The 18,406-nt window shown below is 65.4% G+C and carries 16 protein-coding genes and 1 other RNA gene; 6 read left to right on the forward strand and 11 right to left on the reverse strand.

Going from position 1 to position 18,406, the window contains the following annotated elements; translation table 11 throughout:
- Nucleotides 1–98: 98 nt before the first annotated feature.
- The 9 genes from NGK62_RS02270 to gyrA all read right to left on the reverse strand — a co-directional run bounded on the left by NGK62_RS02270 (nucleotide 99) and on the right by gyrA (nucleotide 11,313).
- A complete protein-coding gene (locus NGK62_RS02270; RefSeq protein ID WP_013392394.1) occupies nucleotides 99–458 on the reverse strand; it encodes an integration host factor subunit beta in 360 nt (119 codons plus the stop codon).
- Nucleotides 459–461: 3 nt separating this feature from the next.
- Nucleotides 462–2,174 (reverse strand): 30S ribosomal protein S1, encoded by a 1,713-nt coding sequence (rpsA, locus tag NGK62_RS02275; RefSeq protein ID WP_026382780.1) that lies wholly within the window; start codon nucleotides 2,172–2,174, stop codon nucleotides 462–464.
- Between the two features lie 198 nt (nucleotides 2,175–2,372).
- Complete coding sequence (gene cmk / locus NGK62_RS02280) at nucleotides 2,373–3,062, reverse strand: (d)CMP kinase (protein ID WP_054450894.1); 690 nt, start codon at nucleotides 3,060–3,062, stop codon at nucleotides 2,373–2,375.
- 13 nt (nucleotides 3,063–3,075) lie between these two features.
- The gene (aroA, locus tag NGK62_RS02285; RefSeq protein WP_251877266.1) at nucleotides 3,076–4,398 is read right to left on the reverse strand and encodes a 3-phosphoshikimate 1-carboxyvinyltransferase; all 1,323 of its coding nucleotides are present in this window, start codon (nucleotides 4,396–4,398) and stop codon (nucleotides 3,076–3,078) included.
- A gap of 5 nt (nucleotides 4,399–4,403) precedes the next feature.
- Nucleotides 4,404–5,306, reverse strand: a complete 903-nt coding sequence (locus NGK62_RS02290) for a prephenate dehydrogenase (protein ID WP_251877268.1) — start codon at nucleotides 5,304–5,306, stop codon at nucleotides 4,404–4,406.
- Nucleotides 5,303–6,424, reverse strand: coding sequence for a histidinol-phosphate transaminase (gene hisC, locus NGK62_RS02295; RefSeq protein WP_059375308.1), 1,122 nt, complete (start codon nucleotides 6,422–6,424; stop codon nucleotides 5,303–5,305). Before hisC ends, NGK62_RS02290 begins: the two co-directional genes overlap by 4 nt.
- Before the next feature lie 11 nt (nucleotides 6,425–6,435).
- Nucleotides 6,436–7,521: a prephenate dehydratase gene (pheA, locus tag NGK62_RS02300; RefSeq protein WP_251877270.1), complete on the reverse strand. Its 1,086-nt coding sequence runs from the start codon at nucleotides 7,519–7,521 to the stop codon at nucleotides 6,436–6,438.
- The gene (gene serC, locus NGK62_RS02305) at nucleotides 7,514–8,644 is read right to left on the reverse strand and encodes a 3-phosphoserine/phosphohydroxythreonine transaminase (RefSeq protein WP_059374521.1); all 1,131 of its coding nucleotides are present in this window, start codon (nucleotides 8,642–8,644) and stop codon (nucleotides 7,514–7,516) included. Before serC ends, pheA begins: the two co-directional genes overlap by 8 nt.
- Nucleotides 8,644–11,313, reverse strand: a complete 2,670-nt coding sequence (gene gyrA, locus NGK62_RS02310) for a DNA gyrase subunit A (protein ID WP_054450882.1) — start codon at nucleotides 11,311–11,313, stop codon at nucleotides 8,644–8,646. The genes serC and gyrA overlap by 1 nt, the downstream gene beginning before the upstream one ends.
- Before the next feature lie 414 nt (nucleotides 11,314–11,727).
- Here gyrA and ompA point away from each other — a divergent pair, with 414 nt between their 5' ends.
- From ompA to ssrA, 5 genes are all read left to right on the forward strand, one after another.
- Complete coding sequence (ompA, locus tag NGK62_RS02315; RefSeq protein WP_013392385.1) at nucleotides 11,728–12,309, forward strand: outer membrane protein OmpA; 582 nt, start codon at nucleotides 11,728–11,730, stop codon at nucleotides 12,307–12,309.
- Between the two features lie 160 nt (nucleotides 12,310–12,469).
- Nucleotides 12,470–13,198, forward strand: a complete 729-nt coding sequence (ubiG, locus tag NGK62_RS02320) for a bifunctional 2-polyprenyl-6-hydroxyphenol methylase/3-demethylubiquinol 3-O-methyltransferase UbiG (RefSeq protein WP_118933412.1) — start codon at nucleotides 12,470–12,472, stop codon at nucleotides 13,196–13,198.
- Complete coding sequence (locus NGK62_RS02325; RefSeq protein ID WP_059374526.1) at nucleotides 13,195–13,869, forward strand: HAD-IA family hydrolase; 675 nt, start codon at nucleotides 13,195–13,197, stop codon at nucleotides 13,867–13,869. Before ubiG ends, NGK62_RS02325 begins: the two co-directional genes overlap by 4 nt.
- 345 nt (nucleotides 13,870–14,214) lie before the next feature.
- Entirely contained in the window at nucleotides 14,215–15,393 is a 1,179-nt protein-coding gene (locus NGK62_RS02330) for an MFS transporter (protein WP_251877272.1), read from the forward strand.
- Between the two features lie 91 nt (nucleotides 15,394–15,484).
- Nucleotides 15,485–15,873: a transfer-messenger RNA gene (gene ssrA, locus NGK62_RS02335) on the forward strand.
- A gap of 73 nt (nucleotides 15,874–15,946) precedes the next feature.
- Here ssrA and NGK62_RS02340 read toward each other — a convergent pair.
- A complete protein-coding gene (locus NGK62_RS02340; RefSeq protein WP_251877273.1) occupies nucleotides 15,947–16,903 on the reverse strand; it encodes a LysR family transcriptional regulator in 957 nt (318 codons plus the stop codon).
- Between the two features lie 120 nt (nucleotides 16,904–17,023).
- Between NGK62_RS02340 and NGK62_RS02345 the strand changes: the two genes are divergently transcribed.
- Nucleotides 17,024–17,959, forward strand: coding sequence for an alpha/beta hydrolase (locus NGK62_RS02345; protein WP_059374531.1), 936 nt, complete (start codon nucleotides 17,024–17,026; stop codon nucleotides 17,957–17,959).
- Nucleotides 17,960–17,995: 36 nt separating this feature from the next.
- Here the strand turns inward: NGK62_RS02345 and NGK62_RS02350 are convergent, their stop codons facing one another.
- Nucleotides 17,996–18,406 carry a Zn-ribbon domain-containing OB-fold protein gene (locus NGK62_RS02350; RefSeq protein WP_118933414.1) on the reverse strand — a complete coding sequence of 137 codons (411 nt, stop codon included), beginning with the start codon at nucleotides 18,404–18,406 and terminating at the stop codon, nucleotides 17,996–17,998.

The following is an 18,406-nucleotide window of genomic DNA, read 5'->3' on the forward strand; positions in this document are numbered from 1 at the left end:
ACGGATCCCTCCTGGCGCCAAAAAACAAAGCCCCTTGATTGCTCAAGGGGCTAGGTTCTCGGTCCGATCCGCCCGAAGGCGGCCTTACTGCCGTGCCGTCAATGCATGGCGTGCAGACTCACCATCGACGGCATCGGTTCACTCGATCCAGAGGATTGAGCGTCCTCGTCATTGCCGCCGGCCAAGTCCACCCGCTCGCGCAATTCCTTGCCCGCCTTGAAGTGCGGCACCTGTTTGCCAGGCACCAGCACCTGTTCGCCGGATTTCGGATTGCGACCGATGCGGGGAGACCGCTGCGACAACGAGAAGCTGCCAAAACCGCGGATCTCGATGCGCTGACCCGAGGCCAGGGCCTGGGTCATTGCGTCGAGCACGGTCTTGACCGCGTAATCGGTGTCGCGGGCGGCCAGCTGAGGATAGCGGGCCGCCAAGGCGGCGATCAGCTCCGACTTGGTCACGAATTAACCGTCGTTGCGCTGTTGGTCCAGCTTGGCCTTCAGCAGCGCGCCGAGGTTGGTGGTGCCGGACGAAGCGCTGGCGTCGGACATGCGCTGGATCGTTTCGGCGGTTTCGGCGTTGTCGCGGGCCTTGATCGACAGCTGGATCGAACGCGTCTTGCGGTCGATGTTGACGATCATGGCTTCGATGTTCTCGCCGGCGGTCAGAACGGTGGTGGCGTCTTCAACGCGGCCCGAGGAGATCTCGGAAGCGCGCAGGTAGCCTTCAACGTCCACGGACAGCGTGACAACAGCGCCCTTGGCTTCGACCGACTTGATGGTGCCCGGAACAACGGCGCCCTTGTCGAAGGTGGCAACGAAGTTGTTGAAGGGGTCGCCTTCCAGCTGCTTGATGCCCAGCGAGATGCGTTCCTTGTCGGTATCGATGCCCAGAACCACGGCTTCGATCTCGTCGCCCTTCTTGAAGTTGCGCACGGCTTCTTCGCCGGTTTCCGTCCACGACAGGTCGGACAGGTGAACCAGGCCATCGATGCCGCCGGGCAGGCCGACGAACACGCCGAAGTCGGTGATCGACTTGATGGCGCCGCGGACCTTGTCACCACGCTTGAAGTTGGTGGCGAACTCTTCCCACGGGTTCTGGCGGCACTGCTTCATGCCCAGCGAAATGCGACGACGGTCTTCGTCGATTTCCAGGACCATGACTTCGACTTCTTCGCCCAGGGTCACGACCTTGCGCGGATCGACGTTCTTGTTGGTCCAGTCCATTTCGGAGACGTGCACCAGGCCTTCGATGCCGGCTTCGACTTCAACGAACGCGCCGTAGTCGGTCAGGTTGGTGACCTTGCCGAACAGGCGGGTGCCTTGCGGGTAGCGGCGAGCCAGGCCCACCCACGGATCTTCGCCCAGCTGCTTGACGCCCAGGGAGACGCGGCTCTTTTCCTGGTCGAACTTGAGCACCTTGGCTTCGACTTCCTGACCCACTTGCAGGACTTCGGAGGGGTGACGCACACGGCGCCAGGCCATGTCGGTGATGTGCAGCAGGCCGTCGATGCCGCCCAGGTCCACGAACGCGCCGTAGTCGGTGATGTTCTTGACCACGCCCTTGACCACAGCACCTTCGTGCAGGGTTTCGAGCAGCTTCTGGCGCTCTTCGCCCATGCTGGCTTCCAGCACCTGGCGACGCGACAGAACGACGTTGTTGCGCTTGCGGTCGAGCTTGATGACCTTGAATTCGAGGGTCTTGCCTTCGTACGGGGTGGTGTCCTTGACCGGACGCAGGTCCACCAGCGAACCCGGCAGGAACGCGCGGATGCCGTTGGTCATGACGGTCAGGCCGCCCTTCACCTTGCCGGTGATGGTGCCGGTAACCAGTTCGCCGTTTTCCAGGGCCTTTTCCAGTTGCAGCCAGGCCGACAGGCGCTTGGCGCGGTCACGCGACAGGATGGTGTCGCCGTAGCCGTTTTCCAGGGAATCGATGGCCACCGAGACGAAATCGCCAGGTTGCACTTCGAGCTCGCCCTGGTCGTTCAGGAACTCTTCCAGGGGGATCAGCGCTTCGGACTTCAGGCCGGCGTTGACGACGACGAAGTTGTGGTCGACGCGCACGACTTCGGCGCTGATCACCTCGCCGGACTTCATGTCCTGGCTCTTGAGGCTTTGTGCGAAAAGGTCGGCGAAGCTTTCGCCGCCGGTGGCGGTAGTGGAAACGGAAGACATGGGGTTGAAATCCATTGGGCCGAAATGGCCGTTAAAAACACACCGCAGCGGATTGCCCGCCACAGTGGAGTCAAAATGCCTGCTTGCCGGTTTACCCTTGCGGGGTGTCCCGTGGGGGCTGCGCCTGGCTTGAACAGGGCCGATAAAAAAAAACAGAAAACTGCGGAGGATTCGAGGGGAAAGTCCGGGACCGGTACTTCAATCCGCGGCGGCGTTCTTCCAGAAATCCAGTATTGCCTGCACCGTTTCCGCAATCGTCAAATCAGACGAATCCAGTACGTGTGCATCCGCTGCGGGAGCCAAGGGAGCGGTAGTCCGCCCCATATCGCGGGCGTCCCGCTCGCGCATATCCCGTAGGAGGTCATCAAGATTAGCAGAAATTCCCTTTTCGATCAACTGCTTACAGCGCCTCTGCGCCCGCGCGACCACATCGGCGACCAGGAACACCTTCAGGGGCGCATCGGGAAACACCACCGTACCCATGTCGCGCCCGTCCGCAACCAGGCCCGGAGCCAGCCGGAAGGCGCGCTGGCGCTCGAGCAACGCCTGGCGCACGCCCGGGAAGGCGGCCACGCGCGAGGCGAAATTGCCGACTTCCTCGCGGCGGATGTCGTGGCCGACGTCCACGCCTTCGAGGTAGACATGAGGCCCCTCGAAACGCACGTCCAGGGTTTCAGCCACGCGCGCGACGGCGGGTTCGTCCTCGGGCGACAAGCCGCGATTGAGCGCCGCCAGCGCGGTCAGGCGATAGAGCGCGCCGCTGTCGAGCACGGCCCAGCCCAGGGCCTTGGCGACGCGGTGGGCCACCGTGCCCTTGCCGGACGCGGTGGGGCCGTCGATGGTGATGACGGGGACAGTGGAAGAAGTTGCAGGGGAAATCGAAGTCATGGGCGATTCTTCGCTAGGCCGCTACCAGGCCCGCGTAAACATCAAAGTAACCCGGGAAGGTCTTGCTGACGCAGCCCGGGTCGAGGATACGGACGGCCGCCGGCCCGAAAGCCGCCAGCGAGAAGCACATCGCCATGCGGTGGTCGTCCCAGGTGCCGATGTGCGCGTCGCGCCAGGCGTCCTGCGCCGGCGGCGTCACGCGCAGCCAATCCGGCCCCGATTCCACCCGCGCACCCAGCTTTTCCAGCTCGGTCTGCATGGCGTGGATGCGGTCGGTTTCCTTGACGCGCCAGCTGCCGATGTTGCGCAGGCGGCACGGGCCGTCGGCATACAGCGCCAGGGCCGCCGCCGTCATGGCGGCATCCGGGATCAGGTTGAAATCGGTGTCGAAGGCCTTCAGGCGTTCGCCCTGGGCGACGCGCGCGCCCGACACCTCGATCCAGTCGGGGCCGTAGGTCACGGTGGCGCCCATGTCGGCCAGCGTGTCGGCAAAGGCGACATCGCCCTGGATGCTGTCCGCGCCCACGCCGGTCACGCGCAGCGGCCCGCCGCCGATCGCGCCCAGCGCCAGGAAATAGGAGGCCGTCGAGGCGTCGCCTTCGACCGCGATCCGCCCGGGGCTGCGATAGGCGGCCCCGCCGTCGATGACGAAACGGCTCCAGCCGTCGCGCCGCACCTGCACGCCGAAGCGCGCCATCAGGTTCAGCGTGATCTCGATGTAGGGCTTGGAGATGAGCTCGCCCAGCACTTCGATCGTGACCGGCTTGCCGCTGCGGCCGGCTTGCAGCGGCGCGGCCATCAGCAAGGCGGTGAGGAACTGGCTGGACACAGAACCCTGTACCCGCGTGACAGCATCCGCCGCGATGTCGCCGCGGCCGATGTGCAGCGGCGGATAGCCAGGCTGGCCCAGGTAGTCGATGCTGGCGCCCAAACCCTTGAGCGCATCGACCAGATCGCCGATGGGACGCTCATGCATGCGCGGCACGCCCGACAGACGGTAGTCGCCGCCCATCAGCGCCAGCGCCGCGGTCAGCGGCCGGATCGCGGTGCCGGCGTTGCCCATGAACAGGTCGGCGCTTTCCACCGGAAAGCGGCGCACGCCCTGCACCGTGACGCTGCCCGCTTCCAGTTCCGACACCTGCACGCCCAGCTGGCGCAAGGCGCCCAGCATGACGCGGGTGTCGTCGGAGTCCAGCAAACCGGTGATGACCGTGCTGCCCTCGGCGATGGCGGACAGCAGCAGCACGCGATTGGAAATGCTCTTGGAACCCGGCAGGGCAATCACGCCCCGCGCTTGCCGCACGCGCGGCAGATCGAGATAAGGCAAAGCGCCCATGTCAGCTACTCCTTGCGCCAGTTGCGGCGGGCGCGGGCCGCCGTGTCCAGCAGCGTCAGCAAAGCCGCGCCATCGCCGTCGGCAATGGCGCGTTCGGCACGGTCCAGCACCGCGCGCACGTCGGCCAGTTCGGCCAGCATCGCATCGCGGTTGGACAGAAAAATATCGCGCCACATTTCGGGCGAACCCGCGGCGATACGCGTGAAGTCGCGAAAGCCGCTGCCTGCCAGCTCCAGGCGCGTGGCGGCGTCGGCGGCCTCGGCCACCTGTTCCATGTATACCGCCGACAGCAGATGCGGCAGATGGCTGACCGAGGCCAGCACCCGGTCATGGGCGTCGGCGTCCATGTCGATCACATCGGCTCCGCAAGCCTGCCACGCGCGGCGCACCAGCTCCAGGGACGACTCGCCGTTCTCGGCCAAGGGCGTCAGGATCACGGTGCGCTTACGATACAGGCCGGCATCGGCCGCCTCGGGTCCGCTGCGTTCGGCGCCGGCGATGGGATGGCCAGGCACGAATTGCGCGACGCGATCGCCCAGCGCGACCCGCGCGGCCTCGACCACTTCGGCCTTGGTACTGCCCCCATCCGTCAGCACGGTATCGGAGCGCAGATGCGCACGCATGCGCGACAGCACGTCGCCCAACCCGCCCACTGGCGTCGCCAGCAGGATCAGGTCGGCACGCGCCGCGGCTTCCTCGGCCGAAGCAGCCTCGTCGATCAAGCCCAATTCAACGGCGCGGGCCAGCGATTGCGCGTTGCGCCCTACTCCCAGCACCCGGCCCACCTGCCCCGCCCGGCGCAAGGCCGCGGCGAAGGATCCGCCGATCAGGCCCACCCCTACGACGGCCAATACAGGAATCAGGGGGCCAGCGGCCCCCTGATCGGATTTCGGTGACGCGTCGTTCATGCGGACAGGATGGCGGTCAGGGCTTCGATGAACCGCTCGTTTTCCTGCGGCAGTCCGATGGACACCCGCAGCCACTCCGGCAAGCCGTCGCCGGCGACCGGGCGCACGATCACGCCGCGCTTGAGCAGTTCCAGGTTGATGCGCGGGGCGTCGCCCACATGCACCAGCACGAAGTTGCCGTAGCTGGGCACGTAGCGCAGCTTCAGGCGCTCGAACGCGGCGCAGAGCTGCGCCTTGCCCGCCTTGTTGGAGGCATAGGCCTCTTCCAGGTAGGCCGTGTCGCGCAGCGCGGCGATGGCCGCGGCCTGCGCCAGCGTATTGACGTTGAAGGGCTGGCGCACGCGATTCAGCAGATCCGTCAGGGCGGGCTGCGCCACCGCGAAGCCCACGCGCAGACCCGCCAGGCCGTAGGCCTTGGAGAAGGTGCGCGACACGATCAGGTTGGGATAGCGGCGCACCAGCGCGGTGCTGTCGAAGCGGAACTCGGGATCCAGGTACTCGTTGTAGGCCTCGTCCAGCACCACCGTGACGCGATCGCCGTGGGCGGCGTGGACGCGCTCCAGGAAGGCCGCGATCTGGTCGCCCGGCACGAAGGTGCCGGTGGGGTTGTTCGGGTTGGCGATGAACAGCAGCCGCGTGTCGTCGGCGATGGCATCGAACATCGCGTCCAGGTCATGGCCATAGTCCTTGGCCGGCACCACGATGTGGCGCGCGCCGCGCGCCTGGGTGGCCAGGCGGTAGACCGCGAACGAATGCTGCGCATAGACCGCCGACACGCCCGGCTCCAGCAGCGCCAGCGCCGCGATTTCCAGGATGTCGTTGGAGCCGTTGCCCAGCGTGACCCAGCTCATCGGCACGCCATAGCGTTCAGCCAGCGCCGACTTCAGGTCGAAGCCGTTGGGATCGGGATAGCGCGCCAGCGACTCGGCCGCGGCCAGCATCGCCTCGCGCGCCGACTTGGGCATGCCCAGCGGGTTTTCATTGGACGCCAGCTTGACGATGCCGGCCGGGTCCAGCCCGAATTCGCGGGCCAGTTCTTCGATGGGCTTGCCCGCCTGGTAAGGCGCGATGGCGCTGACGTGCGCCGGAGCAACGAGGGGCTTGGATGCGGTGGTCATGTCGGAAGGGCTCACGGCGCCGGGTAGGAACCCAGCACTTTCAGGTAGGCAACCTGCGCCTGCAAGGCGGCCAGGGCGCGTTCAACGTTCGGATCATTGCGGTGACCCAGGACGTCCACATAAAAATAGTATTCCCACTGGCCGGTGCGGGCCGGCCGCGACTCGAAGCGCGTCATGGACACGCCGTTGGCCGCCAGCGGCGCCAGCATTTCGTAGACGGCGCCAGCGCGGTTCGGCACGGCCAGGATCAGGCTGGTCTTGTCCTTGCCGCTGACCAGCGGCTCGATGTTGCCGATCGCCAGGAAGCGCGTGCGGTTGTGCGGGTCGTCCTGAATGCCTGCGGCCACGATCTGCAGGTTCCAGGCGGGCGCCGCCACTTCGCCGGCGATCGCCGCGATGCTCGGGTCGCCGGCTGCCGCGCGCGCGGCCTCGGAATTGCTGGACGCGGCCACGCGGGCCACGTCGGGATAGTTGCGCGTGAGCCAGCCCTGGCACTGGGCCAGCGCCTGCGGGTGCGCGGAAATCGTCTTGATGCCGTCCATGCTGCCGGACTGCGACATCAGGCAGTGGCGTATCACCAGCGAACGCTCGCCCAGGATCTTCAGCGGTGTGTTCAGCAGCAGGTCCAGGCTGCGGTTGACCGCGCCTTCGGTGGAGTTCTCGACCGGGACCATGCCGACGTCGGCCTGCCCCGCCTCGACGGCGCGGAACACTTCATCGAACGAAGCGCACGGCAGCTTCTGCACAGCGTGGCCGAAATGCTCCTGCGCGGCCTGCTCCGAGAACGAGCCCTGCGGCCCCAGGAAGGCGACCGTCATGCCGCGCTCCAGGCCGCGGCAGGCCGAGATGATTTCGGTCCAGACCGCGGCCACGCCGGTGTTCGGGAACGGGCCGGGATTGGACTGTTGCAGGCGGCGGATGACCTCGGCTTCGCGCTCGGGGCGCAACACGGGGCCATCGGCATTCGCGGCGTGCTTGGCCTCGCCCACTTCCAGCGCGGCGCTTGCGCGCTGCGTCAGGAGGTCGAGGATCTGGGCGTCCAACGCGTCGATGCGCTGACGCAGGGGGAGCAGCTTGCGCTGCAGATCGTCATCCATAGCGACGCTCGAATTCCTTGAGGTACTCGACCAGCGCCGAGACCCCGGCCAGGGGCACCGCGTTGTAGATCGAGGCGCGCATGCCGCCCACGCTCTTGTGGCCCTTGAGCTGCGTCAGGCCGGCCGCGTCCGCGCCTTGCAGGAAGGCGTCGTTGAGCGATTCGTCGCGCAGCACGAACGGCACGTTCATGCGCGAACGCACGGGTGCGTGGATGGGGTTGCGGTAGAAGCTGGTGCTGTCCAGATAGCCGTACAGCAGATCGGCCTTGGCCTTGTTCGCGGCTTCCATGCCGGCCACGCCGCCATTGGCCTTGACCCACTTGAACACCAGGCCGGCGACGTAGATGGCGAAGGTGGGCGGGGTGTTGTAGCGCGAGTGTTCGGCTGCCACGTTGGCGTAGTCGAACGCGGACGGGCAGATCGGCAAGGCGTGGCCGATCAGGTCGCGGCGCGCGATGACCATGGTCACGCCCGCCGGGCCGGCGTTCTTCTGCGCGCCAGCGTACATCATGCCGCAGCGCGTCACGTCCATCGGACGCGACAGGAAATGCGAGGACGCGTCGACGACCAGCGGCACGTCGGGGGCGCCCAGCGCGGCGGTGTCGGGCCAGTCCATGAACTCGACGCCGCCGATGGTTTCATTGCTGCACAGGTGCAGATAGGCCGAATCCTGGCGCACTTGCCAGGTATCGACCGGCGGCACCCAGGTCAGCGGCGCCTGCTCGCGGCCATCCAGCTGGATGGCCTGCTCGCTGCTTGCCGCCACATGGGTGCTGCCGTAGCGGCCGGCTTCCTTGTACGAACGCTTGGACCAATGGCCCGTCACGACGAAGTCGGCCGCCGGCGTACCGCGGCGTCCCATGAGATTCATGGGGACGATGGCGTTTTCCCCGGAACCGCCGCCCTGCATGAACATGACGGCGTAATCCGCCGGCAGTCCAAGCAGGTCACGCAGATCGGACTCGGCTTCATCGCAGATCTGCACGAAATGCTTGCCGCGATGGCTCATTTCCATCACGGACATGCCGCTGCCGTGCCAGTCCAGCATTTCCGCAGCGGCTTGCTGCAGCACCACCTCGGGCAAGGCCGAGGGGCCTGCCGAGAAGTTCCAGGGGCGGGCCATTATTGCTCCGTAGGTTCCGTCGAATCCGTCGAGTCCGCAGCGCCGTTGTCGTCGCCGCCATCCGCGTCCTGGCCGTCTTCGCCCAGGTCGCCGTCATCGTCCGCATCGCTTTCCACGACGCGACGCACGCCGGACAGGGAACTGCCGTCGTCGACGTTGATGAGCGTGACGCCTTGCGTGGCGCGGCCCATTTCGCGGATTTCAGAGACGCGGGTGCGCACCAGCACGCCGCCGGTCGTGATCAGCATGATCTCGTCCGAAGGCATGACCAGCACGGCGCCCACGACCTTGCCGTTGCGCGAGCTGGTCTGGATGGCGATCATGCCCTTGGTGCCGCGGCCGTGGCGCGTGTACTCGGTGATCGGCGTGCGCTTGCCGTAACCGTTTTCGGTGGCGGTCAGCACGCTTTGCGTTTCGTCGCCAGCCACGAGCAGCGCGATGACGGTCTGGGTGTCTTCCAGCATCATGCCGCGCACGCCACGGGCGTTGCGGCCCATCGGACGCACGTCGTTCTCGTCGAAGCGCACGGCCTTGCCGGCGTCCGAGAACAGCATGACGTCATGCTGGCCGTCGGTCAGGTCGGCGCCAATCAGGTAGTCGCCGTCGTCCAGGTCCACGGCGATGATGCCGGCCTTGCGCGGGTTGGAGAAGTCGGACAGCGGGGTCTTCTTGACCGTACCGCGCGAGGTCGCCATGAAGACGTAGTGGTCTTCGCTGAATTCCTTGACCGGCAACACCACGGTGATCTTCTCGCCTTCGGCCAACGGGAACATGTTGACGATGGGCTTGCCGCGCGAATTGCGCGTGCCTTGCGGCACTTCCCAGACCTTCAGCCAGTACACGCGGCCGCGGTTGGAGAAGCACAGCAGGAAGTCGTGCGTGTTGGCGATGAACAACTGGTCGATCCAGTCGTTTTCCTTCATGGCCGTGGCCTGCTTGCCGCGTCCGCCACGCTTTTGCGAGCGGTACTCGGACAGCGGCTGGCTCTTGATGTAGCCGCCGTGCGACAGGGTCACGACCATGTCGGTCGGGGTGATCAGGTCTTCGGTGTCGAGCTCGGTGGCGTTGAGTTCGATTTCCGAGCGGCGCGTATCCTTCGCGCCGGTCGAGAACTCCGCCTTGATGGCCTGCAGCTCTTCGCCAATGATCGTCGTGATGCGCTCGGGGCGCGCCAGGATATCCAGCAGGTCGGCGATGGTGGACATGATGTCCTTGTATTCGCCGACGATCTTGTCCTGCTCCAGCCCGGTCAGGCGTTGCAGGCGCATGTTCAGGATTTCCTGGGCCTGCGTGTCGCTCAGGCGGTACAGGCCGTCGCCCTGGAGGCCGAACTCGGCGCCCAGGTCGTCCGGACGGAAGGCCGCGCGGCCTCCCGGCGTATCGCCGTCGGCGCGCGACAGCATTTCGCGCACCAGCGACGAATCCCACGACTTCGCCATCAGTTCCTGGCGCGCGACCGGGGGGGTCGGCGCCGCCTTGATGATGGCGATGAAATCGTCGATGTTGGCGAGCGCGACGGCCAGGCCTTCCAGCACGTGGCCGCGTTCGCGGGCCTTGCGCAACTGGAACACCGTGCGGCGCGTGACCACTTCGCGGCGATGCTGCAGGAAGTAGTCGATCATCTGCTTCAGGTTGAGCAGGCGGGGCTGGCCGTCGACCAGCGCCACCAGGTTCATCCCGAAGGTGTCTTGCAGTTGCGTGTTCTTATAGAGGTTGTTCAGGACAACCTCGGGAACCTCGCCGCGCTTGAGCTCGATGACCAGCCGCATCCCGTCCTTGTCGGACTCGTCGCGGATGTCCGAGATGCCTTCGATCTTCTTGTCGTTGACGAGCTCGGCGATGCGTTCCTGCAGCGTCTTCTTGTTGACCTGGTAGGGGATCGCGTCGACCACGATGGCCTGGCGGTTGCCCTTCTCCATGTCTTCGAAGTGGGTCTTGGCGCGCATGATGACGCGACCGCGACCGGTGCGATAGCCTTCGCGCACGCCGGACATGCCGTAGATGATGCCGCCGGTGGGGAAATCGGGGGCCGGGATGAGCTCCATGAGCTCATCGACCGAGCAGCCCGGATTGCGCAGGCAGTACAGGCAGCCGTCGACCACTTCCTGGAGGTTGTGGGGCGGAATGTTGGTGGCCATGCCCACCGCGATGCCCGAGCTGCCGTTGACCAGCAGGTTGGGCAGGCGCGACGGCAACAGCAGCGGTTCTTGTTCGCTGCCGTCGTAATTGGGGCCAAAGTCCACCGTTTCCTGGTCGATGTCGGCCAGCAATTCGTGGGCGATCTTGGCCAGGCGGATTTCGGTGTAACGCATCGCCGCGGCGTTATCGCCGTCGATCGAGCCGAAGTTGCCCTGGCCGTCGACCAGCATGTAGCGCATGGAAAAATCCTGCGCCATGCGGACGATGGTGTCGTAGACGGACTGGTCGCCGTGGGGGTGGTATTTACCGATGACGTCCCCGACGATACGCGCCGACTTCTTATAGGCGCGGTTCCAGTCGTTGTTCAGTTCGTGCATCGCGTAGAGCACGCGCCGGTGGACAGGCTTGAGGCCGTCCCGCACATCCGGTAGCGCCCGCCCGACGATCACGCTCATCGCGTAATCGAGGTAACTGCGGCGCATCTCTTCTTCCAGCGATACCGGAAGCGTCTCCTTGGCAAAGGAATCCATATATATAACGACAGAATCGTGTAAGGAGGAACCCGGGCCGGGTAAACAGGAAATTCTATCATCCGATTCCCGTAGAGGTCAGAAGGCGCTCCCCAAGTAGCGCCTCGACCGGCCGGAGCGGAAGATATGGGGCGGCGACCGACCGCGCGTCCGCCCGCGTCCCGCGGCCCTGTTGTCAAAAACCAACATGGAAAACCGAAGGAGCGCCGAAAACGTCATATCCAGCGCCAATGCGCCTCTCCAGGGAAGCCAAAGCCCCCCAAATGCCTTAAGATTGTTTCCAGCACGCAGGAAACCCAGTAGCTATTCCTTTGAACCAGCTCTTGGCGTTGCTATACTGGCCCCGTTTTCCTGATATGCGGCGGGGGTTCGCTGCGAGTCACTTATCCAGCTTCAAGCTCAACGAGGAGAAACATGAACAAACCCTCCAAATTCGCTCTGGCGCTCGCCTTCGCCGCCGTCACGGCCTCTGGTGTAGCTTCCGCGCAAACCGTGGACAACTGGCGCAACCCGTTCGGTGACGTTTGGAAGAACGGCACGAACGAACTGTGCTGGCGCGATGCATTCTGGACCCCGGCCACCGGCATCCCCGGTTGCGACGGCGTTCCGGTTGCACAACAGAAGGCGAAGCCGGCCCCGATGGCGGCCAAGGTCGTGTTCAATGCTGACACGTTCTTCGACTTCGACAAGTCGACGCTGAAGCCCGAAGGCCGTCAGCTGCTGGACCAAGTCGCCCAGCAAGCTCGCGGTATCGACCTCGAAACCATCATTGCTGTGGGCCACACCGACTCGATCGGTACGGAAGCCTACAACCAGAAGCTGTCCGAGCGCCGCGCCGCTTCGGTCAAGACCTACCTGGTCAGCAAGGGTATCGACCCGAACCGTATCTACACGGAAGGCAAGGGTGAGCTGAACCCGATCGCTTCCAACAAGACGAAGGAAGGCCGCGCCCAAAACCGTCGCGTTGAGATCGAAATCGTGGGTAGCCGCAAGTAATTGCTGGACTAGCTACAATAAGGGGGCCTCGCATAGCGAGGCCCTTTTTTTCGCCGGCCACGCACCAAAGCGGTGCAGGGCTGCGCCGCCCCTCCCTCGCCCGGCGCGACGGACCCCTCTATATATAGAGTCATAGAGTCGCCTTACGCTGAACCTGCCCATGACTACGCAAACTCACGACACCGCCCGCCCCGCCATCAACGCCGACCAGGCCGAAATCGACAAGTTCGGCGCCCTGGCCAGCCGCTGGTGGGATCCCGAAAGCGAGTTCAAGCCTCTGCACGCCATCAACCCGCTGCGGCTGGAATGGATCCAGGAATGCGCAGGCAGCCTGGCGGGCAAGAAGGTGCTGGACGTGGGCTGCGGCGGCGGCATCCTGTCCGAAGCCATGGCGCGCAGCGGCGCCGAGGTCACCGGCATCGACCTGGCCGACAAGTCCCTGAAAGTGGCTCGCCTGCATGGCCTGGAATCCGGCGTGAAGGTGGAGTACCGCAAGGTTCCCGTAGAGGAACTCGCAGCGGAACAACCCGGTCAGTACGACGTGGTGACCTGCATGGAAATGCTGGAACACGTGCCGGACCCGGCGTCCGTCGTGCGCGCCTGCTCGACCCTGGTCAAACCGGGCGGCTGGGTGTTCTTTTCGACGCTGAACCGTAATCCCAAGTCCTTCCTGTTCGCCATCGTGGGCGCCGAATATGTCCTGCGCCTGCTGCCGCGCGGCACGCACAGCTATGACCAGTTCATCAAGCCCAGCGAGCTGTCGGCGGCCGCGCGCGGCGCCAACCTGGAACCGGTCAGCATGCGCGGCATGGAATACAACCCGATCACCCAGATCTACACCCTGTCGTCCGACACCTCGGTCAACTACCTGATGGCTACCCGCAAATGAGCGCCCTGATCCTGTTCGACTTCGACGGCACGCTGGCCGACACCGCCCCCGACCTGGCCGCCGCGGCCAACCGCCAGCGCACCCGCAAGGGCCTGGAACCGATGCCCTACGAGGCCTTGCGTCCGGTCGCATCCCAGGGCGCGCGCGGCCTGCTGCGCGTGGCGCTGGACCTGAAACCGGGCGACGCCGACTACGAGCCCACCCGCCTTCAGTTCCTGGAAGACTACGCCGCCGGCTCCACCGTCCACAGCAAGCTGTTTCCCGGCATCGAAGCGCTGCTGGCGGACATCCGCAGCCGCGGACTGTCCTGGGGCATCGTGACCAACAAGGTCACCTACCTGACGCTGCCCATCGTCGAATACCTGGACCTGACGCGCGACAGCGCGGTCCTGGTCTGCGGCGACACCACGGCGCACGCCAAGCCGCACCCGCTGCCGCTGCAGCACGCCGCGCGCGAAGCCGGCTTCGCCGTAGACCGCTGCGTCTATGTCGGCGACGACCTGCGCGACATCCAGGCCGCGCACGCGGCAGGCATGCCCGCGGTGGCGGCCGCTTACGGCTACGTCGGCGAGGACGACAACATCACGGCCTGGGAAGCGGAAACCTGCGCCAATACCCCCGCGGAACTCTGGTCCGCCATCCATCCGCTGCTGCCCAGCGATCTGCGCTAAGTCTGCACGGCCGGGCCGCCATGCGGCCCGGTTCCGGCCTTTTGGTTGTTCGCAGGAATTAGTTGAGTTACCCGAACAATATTTCCGACACCAGGGTCTTTATCCTGAAACCATAGTCACTTAAAGTGTGACTCATGCAAGGCATGCGGGTGCTTCCCGATTGCCTTTTCCGGCTGATGCCGGCAGTTGCGGCCAGTACCATCCGCCGCCACTGATCCCCGCACCGGCGCCTTTCGGCCCCGATGCTCTGCCCGGCGCTCCGGCCGGCGCACCCCTGACCTTTTTTTAGACCGCCCACAACGCCGCCCGCGCGCCGCCATCCCGCGCCGCGCCAGAGGAATGCCTATGCTATTGCCCATCCTGTTACTTTCCGCCGCCGGCTTCACCATCCTGACGACAGAGTTCCTGATCATCGGGCTGCTGCCCGGCCTGGCCCGCGACCTGGACGTCACCGTGTCCCAGGCCGGCCTGCTGGTATCGCTGTTCGCCTTCACGGTGGCGGCGACCGGTCCGCTGCTCACGGCGCTCATGGCCAATATCGAGCGCAAGCGGCTGTTCATCGGCGTGCTGGTGCTGTTCGGCCTGTCCAACGCCCTGGCGGCCGTCGCGCCGAACATCTGGGTCATGGCCGTGGCTCGCCTCGTCCCTGCCCTGGCGCTGCCCGTATTCTGGTCGCTGGCCAGCGCCACGGCCGTGGAGCTGGTCGGCCCGGCGCGCGCCGGCCGCGCCATCTCCATGGTCGCCTTCGGCATCGTCGCGGCCACGGTGTTCGGCATCCCCATCGGCGTGCTGATTTCCGACGCCTTCGGCTGGCGCGCCGCCTTTGGCGTGCTGTCGGCGGTGGCGTTCGCCAAGGCCCTGCTCTTGCTGTTCGCCTTCCCCAGCACCCGCATCCGCGCCGATAGCGTCAAGCTCATCACGCAACTGCGCATCCTGCGCAATCCGATCGTGGTGGGACATGTGCTGCTGTCGCTGCTGGTTTTCACTGGCATGTTCACGGCCTACACCTACCTGGCGGACATGCTGGAGCGATTGGCCGGCTTCAACGGCCAGATCGTGGGCTGGACCATGATGGCGTTCGGCGCCGTCGGCTTGATCGGCAACACCCTGGGCGGCCGCATGGTCGACCGCAGCCCGCTGGGCGCGACCGCGCTCTTTTCGGCCCTGATGGCGGCCGGGCTGGCCGTGATCGCCCCCGTGATGCAATCGCATGGCCTGCTGGCCGTGGCGCTGGGCGTCTGGGGCATTGCGCAAGCCGCCCTCTTCATCGTCTGCCACGTTCGGCTAATGAAGTCCGCGCCGGAAGCGCCGGCCTTTGCCGCGTCCCTGAATATCTCGGGCGCCAATACCGGCATCGGCCTGGGCGCCGTGGTCGGCGGGTACGTCATCGACAACTACGGGCTGGCCTCGCTGGGCTGGGCCGCGGCCGTCATCGTCGGCGTCTCCGTGATCCTGGCCTTCGCGCTGATGGCGGCTTCGCGCCCGCGCCGGGAGCCCAAGGCGGCCTGCGCCAACGCCGCCTGACGCCCCGCCTGTATCGTCTGCGCCACGCCCGGGCATGGCGGCGCAGACGATGCAGCAGGCTATGGCATTTCCCAGTACAATAGATGTTCTTGGGGCCGATCCGGATTCGACGTGGGTCGCGAAACAACTCAGGGCATGCCGAGCACCAGTACGCTCGTTAAACCACTGGAACACTACAAACGCCAACGACGAGCGTTTCGCTCTCGCCGCTTAAGCGGTGAGCCGCTGCACTGATCTGTCCTTGGGTCAGGCGGGGGAAGGCAACTTCCTAGAGGGGCAACCCTCGAACCGCAGCAGCGACATTCACAAGGAATCGGTTTGAACTGGGGTCACACGGTTCAAATTTAAATTACGTGAATCGCTCTGGTCCGGCCTGTCGGTTGGCTAAGTCCAGGGTTAAAACCAAATAAATCGACTACGCATGTAGAACTGGTTGCGGAGGGCTTGCGGACGGGGGTTCAATTCCCCCCGGCTCCACCAAATACCGCAGAAGGCCGGTCTGATTCAAAGTCAGACCGGCCTTTTTTATTTGCCTGCGCCAACCGCGCGCCGGCTACCCCAGGATATCGCGCTTCTCCTGCTCCAACCACCGCCGCTGTTCCACCAGGAAATCCATCAGCGCCCGTATCTTGGCCGGCATCTGCGCCCGCGACGGCACATAAAGAAAGAATCCCGGAAATGGCTTGCACCACGGCCGCAGGACGCGCACCAGCGTGCCCTCGGCCAGTTGCTGGCGCACGCACAGGTCGATGTGCTGGACCAGCCCTACCCCCTGCACCGCCGCGCGCAGCATGCTGTCGTCGTCGTTGAAGACGGCGTTGCCCTGCGGCTCCAGCACGATCGTGCGGCCCTCGGCATCGGGGGAGTTGAACGTCCAGCGGTCTATCGTGCCGCTGGTGGTGTAGCGGTAGGACAGGCAGTTGTGCCGCATCAGGTCGGCGGGCGTTTCGGGGATGCCGTGGCGCTCGAAGTAGGCCGGCGCGCCGACGATGGCCATTTCCAGCATGGGGGTCACCGGCACCGCGACCATGTGTTCGTCCAGGCTTTCGCCCAGCCGGATGCCGACGTCCAGCCCTTCGGCCACGATGTTGGCGAAGCCGTCGTTCATGACCAGTTCCAGCCGCAACTTCGGATAGGCCGCCAGGAAGCGGGTCATGCCCGGCTCCAGCAACAACCTCGCGGCCGGCCGCGAGGTGTTGATGCGGATCAGCCCGGCGGGCTCGGCGCAGGCCTCGCCCAGTTCGCCGACTGCGCGTTCGATGGACGCGAGCGCGGGCGCAAGCGCATCGAACAGCCGTTGCCCTTCTTCGGTCAGCGACATGTCGCGGGTCGTGCGATGCAGCAGCCGCACGTTCAACTGCTGTTCGAGCGCCTTCAACTGCTGCGACAAGGCCGCGCGCGACACTTCCATTTCCGCCGCGGCCTTGGTGAAGCTGCGATGGCGGGCGATGTGCGCGAACCAGGCGAGCGCGGGGAGTAGCGAGGGCGACATGGGCATATTGGTAAGCATAGCTTAACTCTCATGTCCTTCAATGCGTATTTATCTTAATCAATGGCGCTCCTAAGATGACTCCATTGCATCACTGATCACCCCATCCTCTGGCACACACCGCCCGACAAGGAAACCATCATGACCTCGACCACCATCAAGCACGTCAGCTACCGGAACCTGGGCTGGGACACGGCCGCCGACCTCTACCTGCCGCCGGGTTTCGACGAGAAGAAAAAGTATCCGGCCATCGTCAGCACCCACCCCATCGGCAGCTGCAAGGAACAGACCAGCGGCAATGTGTACGGCGCCGGGCTGGCCAAGGAGGGCTTCATCGTCCTGGCCTTCGACGCGAGCTTCCAGGGCGCCAGCGGCGGCGAGCCCCGCTATATGGAGGATCCGGCCATCCGCGTGTCCGACATCCGCTACGCCATCGACTATCTGCAGTCGCTGCCCTATGTGGACGAGAACCGCATCGGCGCGATCGGCATCTGCGGCGGCGGCGCCTATACCATCCACGCCGCCATCACCGACCACCGCATCAAGGCGCTGGCCTCGATCACCGGCGTGAATTTCGGGCGCCTGATCCGGGAGGGTTTCGCCAATTTCGATCCGGTGGCCGCGATCGAGGCCATGGCCAAGCAGCGCACGGCGGAGGCCAAGGGCGCCGCGCCCCACATCATCAATTACCTGCCGGACTCGGTGGAAGCGGGCAAGCAGGCCGGCATCACCGACATCGACCTGCTGGAAGCCACCGAGTACTACAAGACGCCGCGCGGCCGGCAGCCTAATGGCGCGACCAGCGGTTTGTACTCCTTCAATAGCGCCGCGATGGGCTGGGATGCCTTCCTGAACGCGGAAGTGCTGCTGACCCAGCCGCTGATGGTGGTGATGGGCAGCAAGCCGGGCGGCTTCGGCGCCTACCGCGACGGCTGGGAAATCTACGGCCGCGCCGGCTCCAGGGACAAGCGCATGGTGCTGGTCGAAGGCTGGTCGCACTACGACCTCTATGACAAGCCCGAACCCGTGGCGCTGGCCATGGCCGAGCTGGTTCCTTTCTTCAAGCAGCACCTGTAGCCACGCAGCAACGCCGGCCACGGGCCGGCGCTGTGCTCAAGCCTCCAGCCTGAACTGCGGCAAGGTGATCTCGTCCGATACCTGTTCGAAGCACACCCGCACCCGGCTTCCTATCCGGACCGCCTCGGGCGGGCTGTCGATGATGTTTGCCATCATGCGCACGCCTTCGTCCAGGTCGATCATGGCGACGACATAAGGCACTTTTTCGCTCAGGGCCGCGTTGCTCGGGCGCCGGTTGACGGTGTAGGTGTAGACGGTGCCCTGGCCTGCGGAGGCTATCCATTCGATGCTGTCGGACAGGCAGGCCGTGCAGAATTCGCGCGGATAGAACTGGCGCGTCTTGCAGCAGCCGCACTGCTGGATGACCAGGCGGTTTTCCTTCGCCGCATCCCAGTAGGGCTGGGTGATCCGGGTCGGTTGCGGCAGCGGGCGTTGGGCGAGATCCAT

The sequence above is a fragment of the Achromobacter sp. Marseille-Q4954 genome (genome assembly GCF_943737025.1).
GTDB lineage: Bacteria > Pseudomonadota > Gammaproteobacteria > Burkholderiales > Burkholderiaceae_B > Achromobacter > Achromobacter bronchisepticus_A.